9 protein-coding genes are annotated in these 9,718 nt (G+C 37.4%); 6 read left to right on the forward strand and 3 right to left on the reverse strand.

Translation table 11 applies throughout. The annotated features are described in order from the left end of the window. The coding region (locus tag SGI74_04875) for a phospholipase D-like domain-containing protein (GenBank protein MDZ4676825.1) at nt 1-1,114 on the forward strand (1,114 nt) is incomplete at its 5' end. Continuing rightward, complete coding sequence (locus SGI74_04880; protein ID MDZ4676826.1) at nt 1,107-1,823, forward strand: endonuclease/exonuclease/phosphatase family protein; 717 nt, start codon at nt 1,107-1,109, stop codon at nt 1,821-1,823. The genes SGI74_04875 and SGI74_04880, both read left to right, overlap by 8 nt. On the opposite strand, the gene SGI74_04885 is transcribed toward SGI74_04880, so the two are convergent. Together SGI74_04885 and SGI74_04890 are read right to left on the reverse strand one after the other, a co-directional pair. After that, complete coding sequence (locus SGI74_04885) at nt 1,801-2,499, reverse strand: TVP38/TMEM64 family protein (GenBank protein MDZ4676827.1); 699 nt, start codon at nt 2,497-2,499, stop codon at nt 1,801-1,803. The two genes, SGI74_04880 and SGI74_04885, sit on opposite strands and share 23 nt — an antisense overlap. Nucleotides 2,500-2,511: 12 nt before the next feature. Beyond that, nucleotides 2,512-3,222, reverse strand: a complete 711-nt coding sequence (locus tag SGI74_04890; GenBank protein MDZ4676828.1) for a hypothetical protein — start codon at nt 3,220-3,222, stop codon at nt 2,512-2,514. A 174-nt stretch (nt 3,223-3,396) separates the two neighbouring features. On the opposite strand from SGI74_04890, the gene SGI74_04895 reads away from it, so the two are divergent. Then, on the forward strand, nt 3,397-3,990 hold the full coding sequence (locus SGI74_04895; GenBank protein ID MDZ4676829.1) for a TetR/AcrR family transcriptional regulator: 594 nt from the start codon (nt 3,397-3,399) through the stop codon (nt 3,988-3,990). 4 nt (nt 3,991-3,994) lie between these two features. Continuing rightward, entirely contained in the window at nt 3,995-5,875 is a 1,881-nt protein-coding gene (locus tag SGI74_04900; protein ID MDZ4676830.1) for a PAS domain S-box protein, read from the forward strand. A 49-nt stretch (nt 5,876-5,924) separates the two neighbouring features. Here the strand turns inward: SGI74_04900 and SGI74_04905 are convergent, their stop codons facing one another. Beyond that, complete coding sequence (locus SGI74_04905) at nt 5,925-6,554, reverse strand: hypothetical protein (protein MDZ4676831.1); 630 nt, start codon at nt 6,552-6,554, stop codon at nt 5,925-5,927. A 199-nt stretch (nt 6,555-6,753) separates the two neighbouring features. Here SGI74_04905 and SGI74_04910 point away from each other — a divergent pair, with 199 nt between their 5' ends. Together SGI74_04910 and SGI74_04915 are read left to right on the forward strand one after the other, a co-directional pair. Beyond that, on the forward strand, nt 6,754-7,956 hold the full coding sequence (locus tag SGI74_04910) for a hypothetical protein (GenBank protein MDZ4676832.1): 1,203 nt from the start codon (nt 6,754-6,756) through the stop codon (nt 7,954-7,956). Nucleotides 7,957-8,177: 221 nt separating this feature from the next. Further along, nucleotides 8,178-8,837: a Fe-Mn family superoxide dismutase gene (locus tag SGI74_04915; protein MDZ4676833.1), complete on the forward strand. Its 660-nt coding sequence runs from the start codon at nt 8,178-8,180 to the stop codon at nt 8,835-8,837. The last annotated feature ends 881 nt before the right edge of the window (nt 8,838-9,718 follow it).

A 9,718-nucleotide genomic window follows, 5' to 3' on the forward strand; every position in this document is an offset into this window, starting at 1 on the left:
GGCTTCACATCATCAAAAAATAGTTTGTATTGATGACACCCTTGCATTTGTAGGCGGGTTAGACATCACTCAACGAAGATGGGATTCACCAGAACATAATTCTCATGATCACAGAAGAATTGATCCCAGTGGAAAATCTTATCGACCATTTCACGATATTCAAATGGCCGTGCAAGGCCCTGCTGCACGGGCCTTGAGTCAACTTGCCCATGCTCGTTGGCATCGCGCAACAAATGAATGGATACCAACTTTGTTTCCTCCAATTGAAACACAAAATTCGTATTGGCCAAAAAATTTGAATGTGGATTTTAATGATTTGCCTGTTGCAATTTCAAGGACGGCTCCAAAATATAAAGGTGAAAAAGAAATAAGAGAAAATGAAAAATTATTTTTAGATAGTATTAATCATGCAAAAAAATACATTTATATAGAAAATCAATATTTTACATCTAAACGTATCGCAGAAGCATTGAAGAAAAAACTAGCCATGCCTGACGGGCCTGAAATCATTCTCTTAGTACCTTGCCAAAATACCGGCGCTTTTGAAGCAGGTACAATGGAAGTACTCAGGGCTAAACTTTTAAGAGAAATGCGCAAGGCTGATAAGTTTGGAAGATTTTTTGCCTATTATCCTTTGACCTCAGATCGAAAAGTACCAATAAATTTACATTCAAAAATTTTTATCTCTGACGACCACTTCTTAAGAGTCGGCTCTTCAAATTTGAATGATCGATCAACTGGTGTTGACACTGAATGCGATATTTCTATCGAGGCAAATGGGTCAGAGCTTGATCAGCAAGTGATAAGAATGAATATCACTAGAATTCGCAATCGCTTGTTAGCTGAACATTTAGGTTTAGATATTTCGGTGATTGATCATGAGCTGAGGAGTAATTCTTTAATTTCTGCCATTAAGAACTTAAATAGCAAAAGTCAAATGCTTGCACATTGTCCTGATAAGATACCGTGGATTAAAGATAAATTAAGTATTGTTGCTAAAATTTGGGATACACCACACCCGCTCACTATGATGCATGTTATCAGCCCCATAATTATTATATTGGGTTTAATCATTATTGCTGTACTTGGCTCATGGGAACAAAAAAGTGCATAATGATAAAAGTACATTTAAAGTCGCTACATATAATATTCATCGCTGTATAGGCTCTGATGAATTGTGTGAACCTCAACGAATTCTTGATGTCATTCTAGAGCTCAATGCCGATGTTATAGGTATTCAAGAAATTGATTCTCATTGTATCACCGAGATAGGGCATCAGCTTAATTTTATTGTAAAAAGAACGGGCTATCATTTTGTTGCGGGCCCTACAATGTTTCGATCCGAAAAACACTACGGCAATGCTCTTCTCACAAGACATACTATTAAAAATATACGAAATCTTGACCTCTCTGTTCCGGGTTTAGAACCTCGAGGTGCGATTGATGTGGATTTAGAAATACACGGAATGAATTATCGAATTATCACAACACATTTAGGCTTGAAATATCGTGAGCGCATGTTTCAGCTAAAACATTTAACAGATAAGATTTTTGAAGCAAATGAACATAAAACCATATTGCTTGGTGATTTTAATGAATGGCTGCCCTGGGTAGGTACTACAAGGATATTGAAGCGCCGTTTTCATAGAGTTCCTTCAAGCGGAACATTTCCTGCAACGAAACCGATTTTTCGCCTAGATGAAATTTACACATCAATGGCCAGTAAATTAAAAACACATCGCGTTCATAAAACTAAGCTTTCGCAAATGGCTTCGGACCATCTTCCTGTTGTAGCTGAGTTTATTTTGCGTGATGTTCCTTGAAATAGTGCACCCCTTTACGAGCGATGAGGGGTATAACCGCTAGAAGCACAACGGAAAAAATTAAAGATGGTGTTAAAATGTCATTCACATTTTTAATAAGGCTTAATTGAACACCTGCATTCACATAGGCTGCAGTGCCGGGTAAAAAGCCCATAAAACTTCCGATAAAAAATGTTTTAAGCCTCATAGGTGTTAACGCCATAAGTAGGTTTACAGCTGCGAATGGAAAAATCGGGGTTACTCGCAAAATAAATAAATAAAACGCCCCGTCTTTTTTAATTTCTTCATTGATCATTTCTAATTTTCGTCTGTAACGCCGTTGAAAAAAATCTCTAAAAAAATGTCTCGCTATTAAAAAAGCAGTGGTTGCGCCTAGGGTACTTCCAAGGCAAACAAGTGCTATTCCTGGCCAAAAACCAAAAAGTGCCCCACCTGTAAGTGCCATCAAGATAGCCACCGGAAAAAACGCTAAACATGAGATCATCACATAGATGGCAAGATAACTTAATACAATTTGAAGCGGATGCTCACTCGCAAAATGTTTTAACGCTTGATGATGCAGTTGAAGATTTTGAAGTGTGAGAATATCTTCTAAATACATTTTATAAATCAAAAAGAGAACAGCACTACCAATTAGAAAAAGTATTAAATATGACTTTTTTTTATACGATAGCATGTGGAGCCTCGATCATAGTGTTTTTCTAATTGATACCAGATGAAAGAAAATGGCACACGGAACTACAAACGCAGGTAACCAAACAAATGGATAGTAAACGATCATTGTATTTGGAGGATCACTCATAAATATACGAAGTGGTGTAGGGGCAGATAATATTCCGTGAGTAATTACATTGGCTAGTGCAAGTAAACCAAGTGCATTCCAAATAATGACCACTCGTTTATTAACCTCAAAACCCTTAAATGCAAATATAGCAATTGTTGGAGCCGTAAGGGCAATGACCACATCGAAATTTCGACCAGTAAAAGTCATGATTTCTGGGAGGGCATTGTTCATAAAAAGGAGCCACAAAATACCTTCAACAATAACCCGAAATGATTGAATGGCTATGAGTGCGCGCCCTGGTATTTCATTAACCAAACGCCCCACATCATCAGAAAATGAGAAATAGAGAGTGACTAATAACGCAGGTAAAAAGACAAACATAAAACGTGGTGGCATGGCAGTAAAATCTGAGAGAAGCCCTAAGTGAGCAATAACCCCTGTCAGTGCCAGCCATAGGGCAATGCCAAGAGCTACAATTGCAGCTACTTTTTTAGGTGATGTTGAATAAAAGCGTTGGCGACTCCAGCCGTAATAGACGCCGTAGATAAGTGTGAGATAGAGGAAAATAACAAGGCCAATGAAAACGTGGTTGAGATAATCTGGGATGCGCTCCATAGTAAAAGTGTCTCATGTCTTTACGTTAAATAAGAGTTAAATCAGATGAATTATAACAGATTCTGTCAGATTCCGATCAAGCGGTAGGGATGCAATTAGCCATTGATTTTCTCTTGAGTTTCAATACACAAAGTGTTTTCGTAGGGCCTTATTGATGCAGTTTTGGGAGGAATAATGATAGTTAACAAAGCAGTCAGAGCGGAAGAGCCAAATACGCTTGATCGCATATTAGTAAACGCGTTGGAGCATTTTTCAAATTTTGGTTATGTGGGTGCGAGTGTTCGAGAAATCACTCAAGCAGCTCATGTGACCAAACCCACTCTGTACTATTATTTTAAGAATAAAGAAGAACTCTACAGAGGAATCGCGAACTCTTGTTCTGAAAAAATTTATTCGGGTTTGAAAGAATCCATTTCAGGTCAAGGGACTGTTGCTCACAAATTCTTGAATCTCGTAACAGTGTACAATGGGTTATGTGATGATGATCTCCCGGCTGTGAAGTTTATGTTTTTGATTTCATTTACACCAGGTCGTGGAATTCCTGATGTTGGAATTCATGAATTCAATAATAAAATTACTGATCTTGTAAAAGAAATTGTTCAAACTGGGGTCACTAAAGGTGAAGTCCCAAATGGAAGAGCTGAGTGTCTGAGTCTTTTGCTAAATGGTTTACTGGCCACCACAATGAGTTCTCGCGTGATGGGTACACCAATTCCTATGACTTCACTTGAAAAGGCTATTTCATGTGCGTTGGTTGGCGGGCCATAATATAATGTTTCAAAAGGAAGATCTTAATCCTTTTAATCTCACAGAAGTTGTAATCAAAAATAGTATTGATGGTATTTTAGCCTTTGATCTCGAATGCAGATACACACTCTGGAATTCAGCCATGGAACGAATTAGTGGTAAAACCAGTGCTGAGTGTATGGGTAAACTGGCATTTGAAGTATTTCCATTCTTAAGGGAAAGTGGTGAGGATAAATATTTTCTACGAGCGTTAAATGGCGAGATCGTTAGATCATCTAATAGGCAGTATAAAATTCCGGAGTTAGGTAGAGAAGGTTATTTTGAAGCAGTCTATTCTCCTTTGTATAATGAGCAAAAAAATGTGGTTGGTGGTTTAGGTGTTATTCGTGAGATTACTGAACGTAAACTCTATGAAGCTGCTATCTCTGAATCAGAATTTAAATATAAATCGGTCACGCAATTTGCTAATGATGCGATTATTTCTTGTAATGAGTTGGGTGTGATTCTATCTTGGAATGACGGGGCTAAAAAAATATTTGATTACCAAGAGTCAGAAATTGTCGGTAAAAAACTTGACTTACTTATTCCAAAAACCGTTTGGAGCCATTATCTACATGAAATAAATAATATTACTAATCGCGATGAATTAATTAAAAAAGGTCGTGTGACTGAGGTCTATGGCTATCGTAAACATGGAAGTAGTTTTCCTATGGAGGTTATGCTTTCTTCATGGCGAAGGGGCAGTGAAATTTATCTTTCAGCCATTGTACGTGATGTCACGGATCGCAAACATATAGAAAATCAAGCAGAAGAACGACAACAACTCTACCATGCATTGATGCAAGCTCAAAGTGATCTAGGTGAGGGGGTGGTTATCATCGATGCCACCACTGAAAGATATGTTTACGTTAACGAAGCTTTTTGTAAGCTCACTGGCTTTTCTGAGTCGGAGCTTTTTGCCATGGAAAATATTATGGCACTTGTGCCTCATGATCAGCTACAATTAGTCTTAAAACGGCATGCATTTCGAAAACAAAAAAATATCGACTCTAGTCAATTTGAAATTGAATGTATTCGAAAAGATGGTTCACGCATACAAATTGACATTGCCGTTAAGAGTATTGAGACTTCTCATGGATTATCACTCATTGGATTAGTCAGAGACATAACTGAACGCAAAAAAACAGAACAAACACTCAAAGAAACATCCATGAGTACACAAAAGCTTATTCAGCTTGCGCGTGACATTATTGTTACTACTTTAGCCGATGGGTCAATTGCGCTTTTAAGCCCTGTATTTAAAGAGATCACTGGATGGTCAACTTCAGAGTGGTTAGGTAAAAACTTTGAAACATTGCTTCACTCTGATGACCATGAACAGTACCGAACTTTGTGTAAAAGTGTTTTAGAAGGTAAAACATCAGCTGTTACTCAGTTGCGTTGGAAAACTTCTCAAGGGATTTACCAAGATATTGAAATTTCTATGGCTCCAATGTTTGGCAATGGCCGTGTAATGGGTGGATTGGCCATTATTCGAGATCTTTCAGAACGTCGAAAACAAGAACAAGTGATTTTAGAAGAGCAAAAAAGATTTCAGGCTTTGGTAGAAGCGTCAGGTATGGCTGTTGTAGTTACTGAAAAAGGTAGAATTATCGAGTCAAATCATAAATTTGCAAAAATGTTTGGTTTTGCACCGACAGAAGTAATTGGTAAAAGTGCTTCAGAATTTTCTGTACCAGTAGATCGCGAACGTATTCGTACTTTTATCTCAGTTGGTTATGAAGCCCCCTATCAGTTCACGGGGCTTCGAAAAGATGGCAGCACATTTAGCGCTGAAGTCAGAGGTAAGAATTTTAAATATAAAGGCCTTGAAATTCGGGTTGCTGCATTAAGTGATTTATCATAAAAAAAGCGCCCCTTTCGGAGCGCTTAATGATTCTTCTTATAAATACCTATTAATCTAAATCTCGCTCAATGATCACAACTGATCTTGAAGCGCGACCTTCACCTTTGAAGATAAAATAATCTTCATCGTTGATTTCCATTGATTCACGTTTTCCGAAGAGTGATTTAAGTTCGGCATCTTCTGTGTTAAATAAACGTGCTAACCAATTTGATCGTTTAGCCATGTTGTAAATATCAACATTACTTACGTCTAATGCGTCATCGAGAAAATTTTCGATTGCTTCAGCGCGGCGATCTGCAAGTCTGCGATCTTCTCTTGATAGATCTTGGTCATTTCCAGAGAATTCTCTATCAGACCAAACAGCAAGTTTAGCTGTTTCAATTTGTCCGCGAGATTTAATTGCGTTAACAAGCGCAGTTAATCTCCGCTGACTTTGTTGTGTTAACATGTGTTGTCCTTTTGCAAATTCAACAACTCCGTACACATGGTCATGGCGTTTGGTATCATCAACACGTGAATCAGTTGTAGATGTTGTGTCTTTTTCAACTGGTGCACTTGTGGTAGGCTGATTGACAGCTACATCGCGTTTTCGCTCTGCTTTTGAGCAGCCAGCGAAAAGACTTCCTACAAGCAATGACGCACATGCTGTAACTAAAAACTTCTTGTCAAAATGACTCATTGATTTCCTCCTCGGTATATTGTTTTAACAACCAAGGAGTGATTGAGCATGAACTATGCCACAATACTAGACCTTCGGTCAGTAGACGGATTTCCCTAGTCAGTACACAATTCTAGGCTTGAATACATTGTGTCAAATTCCTAGGAATGCATGTTTCATTTTTGTCCTCTTAGTATCATCTTTGGGGCAAACCAGCCCCATGTGTGCTCCATTTCAAATTTACAAAAATGTACATCTTCCAAAGCCTCCAGCAATTACACAGATGCCTTCATTAGGAAGTTCAGAAAGAAATTCAGATTGGGAAAAAACTCTTGTAGCTAAGATTGCACTTCAAAAAGGTCATGAACATTTTCAAAAAATTTATCTGAACTGGAAAAATGAAAATCAAAACTTACTTTCTGAATTGCAAAGGTTTCATTGGCTACAGTGTGTTTGGCATTATATTCAACAAGATTTAGATAATGATGGAACTCCTGATTGGATAGCCATCGTAGATGGCAAACCATCACAAGTCCTTATTCCGTTTGATGACGACATTGATGGCGATGGGATTGAAAATGTTTTAGATTCAGATCCGCTTGATAAATCAAAACGAAATGTTTTAGTTAAAGGTGTTATTCCAAAACATCTAAGATCAAAATCAAAGGAAGTAATTAAATATCAAACAACCCTTTATGAAGAATACGGAATTTTAGCGCTTGATCATACCGATACACATTCTCCAAAGGTTTTAAATGCTTTGTTAGTTTTATTGAATCAAGGATTTTCAAAAGAGTTTATTAAGAACCTAAAAAGTTTTAAATATTTTTATGCTTTCCGTGGACACGATTCAGAAAAAGATATCGCTGCATATCATCAACAAGCTAGAGCATTGAGCATTGGTGGGATTTTTTCGTATGATGAAGAGGATAAGGTTCAGGATGATAATGAATTTGTATATGACCAAAAACGAGTTTTGTTAGTTGCAGCCTTAGCTCACGAGATAGGCCATGTTTTTTTATTAGATCAATTAGGAGCTCATGAACTAAGAAAAGTTTGTGAAAAGTATGGTTCATGGAACGAAGTATTTAAACAAGACTCTATGGAATCTCTATTTGCTGAACCCTTTTTTAGAAACTACACTTTAAATCAATCGAGTGAGAAACGTCAGTTAAGCGCAGATGAGTTGCGAAATAATAATTTTGTATCTCAATATGCATTCACCAATGCCCATGAATGGTTTGCTGATGCTTTTGCAGGAACAATTCTTACGCGTTTGGGGTTAAAACAGCATTTGGGGCATCAATGGCGTGAAATGTTGGTTAAAAAAACTAAACATAAACGTGAGTACTGGGCTAACTATAATAATGTCTCTGAGCCATTTATGAGTTGGCTTACTCAACGAATGGAAAAAATTCAATAGGGACAATTAATCCCAAGACATCACGATTTTGACCCAAACTTGTCACCATAAGATAAAGCATTATTTGACCCAAACTTGTCTCTATAAGATAAGCATTATCTGACCCAAAACTTGTCTCTCCAAGCATGCATTGTCTGACCCACTCTTGTTCTTACAGTCATTGTAGTGCTGGCACCTCGTTTGCTCTTTTAATAAATGAGAAATTTACGAAAGGACACCGTATGTCAGTAAAGCTAATGAAACTTCCCTATGCCACAAATGCACTAGAACCTGTGATGTCAAAAAAGACGATAGAATTTCACTATGGCAAACATCACAAAAAATATGTGGCTACTCTAAATGAACTGATCGCTAGAACAAAATATGACAGCCTGGATTTAAAAGAAATTATTCTGCAATCTTGTGAGTTTGCTGATGAAAAGAAAATTTATGATAACGCAGCCCAAGTTTGGAATCATAATTTTTTTTGGAATAGTCTTTCACCAAATTCAACCGGAAAACCTGATGGCGAAGTTTCGCGTCTAATCGTCAAATATTTTGGATCGTTTAAAGAATTTAAAGACCAGTTTGTTGAAGTAGGTAAAAGAGTGTTTGGTTCAGGTTGGATATGGTTGGTGAAAAAAACAGATGATTCTTTGGCGATAGAATCTTCAAGAGATGCAAAAAATCCATTAACTAGAAATAGCCGACCCCTATTAACCTGCGATGTTTGGGAGCATGCTTATTATTTAGATTATCAAAATGAGAGACCAAAATATTTAAACCAGTTTTGGAAATTAGCGAATTGGGATTTTGTAGCTTCAAATCTTAACGATGTAGAGTTGAAACCCCCGTATTATAAACACGATCACTACGAAGCTCATCTAGCTTTAAAAAATTAATATGCCAGGTTCCAATGCCATGGGTGCAGTCCAAACTACTAGTCAAAGGGGCCTAATATGCCCCGACAGACTTGGGCTGGTTGACTGCGTGGCTCGGACTTTAAAATCACCACACTATGGAGTTAGGCATCTAATAGACACCTAATAGGAGCCTAACTTTATAGGAGTATGGGGGTTCATTTCATTAATTAGATGTTGGTTAGAGTTAAAGATGGCTGAAGGATGTGGATTTGAAATAGGGCTGTAAAACCGTATGGTGTAAAGTGATTTGTGGTTCGCGCAGCAGGTGATTGATTTGAAAGCTAATTTTCTTGGGTAATTAAAAGTGAATGTAGATCGGAAAATGGTGCGCGCGATTTTGCTAGAATTAGCTTGGAATATGATGAGCATAATTTTGACGAGGCAGCTTAGAAAATTGTGAGCGCAATTTTACCGAGATGGCTTTGAAAATGATGAGCCTAATTTTGCCGGGATGGCTTGGAAAACGGTTTGCGCAGTTTACCGAGGAGGCTTTGAAAATGGTGCGTGCAATTTTAACGAGGTGTTTTGGAAAATAGTGATCGTGAATATGTAAGCACGAATATGTTGGCGCGAATATATGCGCATGAATATTTTTTAATGGCGCAACCTGAAACATAGGTAAATATTTTTTTATTATAATATTGACGTCTTTTTCTACGACATAATCTTGTCGGCACGAGTTTTTTTCATGTGAAATTTCAAAAAACTTAAACCTATCCATCCTCGGTTAGTACTGCAAGTGTAAGCTGTTTTAATAATTGTTTTAATTTCTCCCTGAGCTCACCAATTTCTTTGCTCTAAAAAAGCCATGCTAAGGTGATTTTGTTTTTAAGTTCACTTTTTTATGGAGGCTCATGTGA

Source organism: Oligoflexia bacterium, from assembly GCA_034439615.1.
Taxonomy (GTDB): Bacteria; Bdellovibrionota; Bdellovibrionia; order JABDDW01; family JABDDW01; genus JAWXAT01.

What these genes read in the sequence shown, in the direction of transcription:
- SGI74_04885 (MDZ4676827.1), bottom strand. Translation starts at nt 2,499, where the DNA reads ATGCTATCGTATAAAAAAAAGTCATATTTAATACTTTTTCTAATTGGT.
- SGI74_04890 (MDZ4676828.1), bottom strand. Translation starts at nt 3,222, where the DNA reads ATGGAGCGCATCCCAGATTATCTCAACCACGTTTTCATTGGCCTTGTT.
- SGI74_04895 (MDZ4676829.1), top strand. Translation starts at nt 3,397, where the DNA reads ATGATAGTTAACAAAGCAGTCAGAGCGGAAGAGCCAAATACGCTTGAT.
- SGI74_04900 (MDZ4676830.1), top strand. Translation starts at nt 3,995, where the DNA reads ATGTTTCAAAAGGAAGATCTTAATCCTTTTAATCTCACAGAAGTTGTA.
- SGI74_04905 (MDZ4676831.1), bottom strand. Translation starts at nt 6,554, where the DNA reads ATGAGTCATTTTGACAAGAAGTTTTTAGTTACAGCATGTGCGTCATTG.
- SGI74_04910 (MDZ4676832.1), top strand. Translation starts at nt 6,754, where the DNA reads ATGTGTGCTCCATTTCAAATTTACAAAAATGTACATCTTCCAAAGCCT.
- SGI74_04915 (MDZ4676833.1), top strand. Translation starts at nt 8,178, where the DNA reads ATGTCAGTAAAGCTAATGAAACTTCCCTATGCCACAAATGCACTAGAA.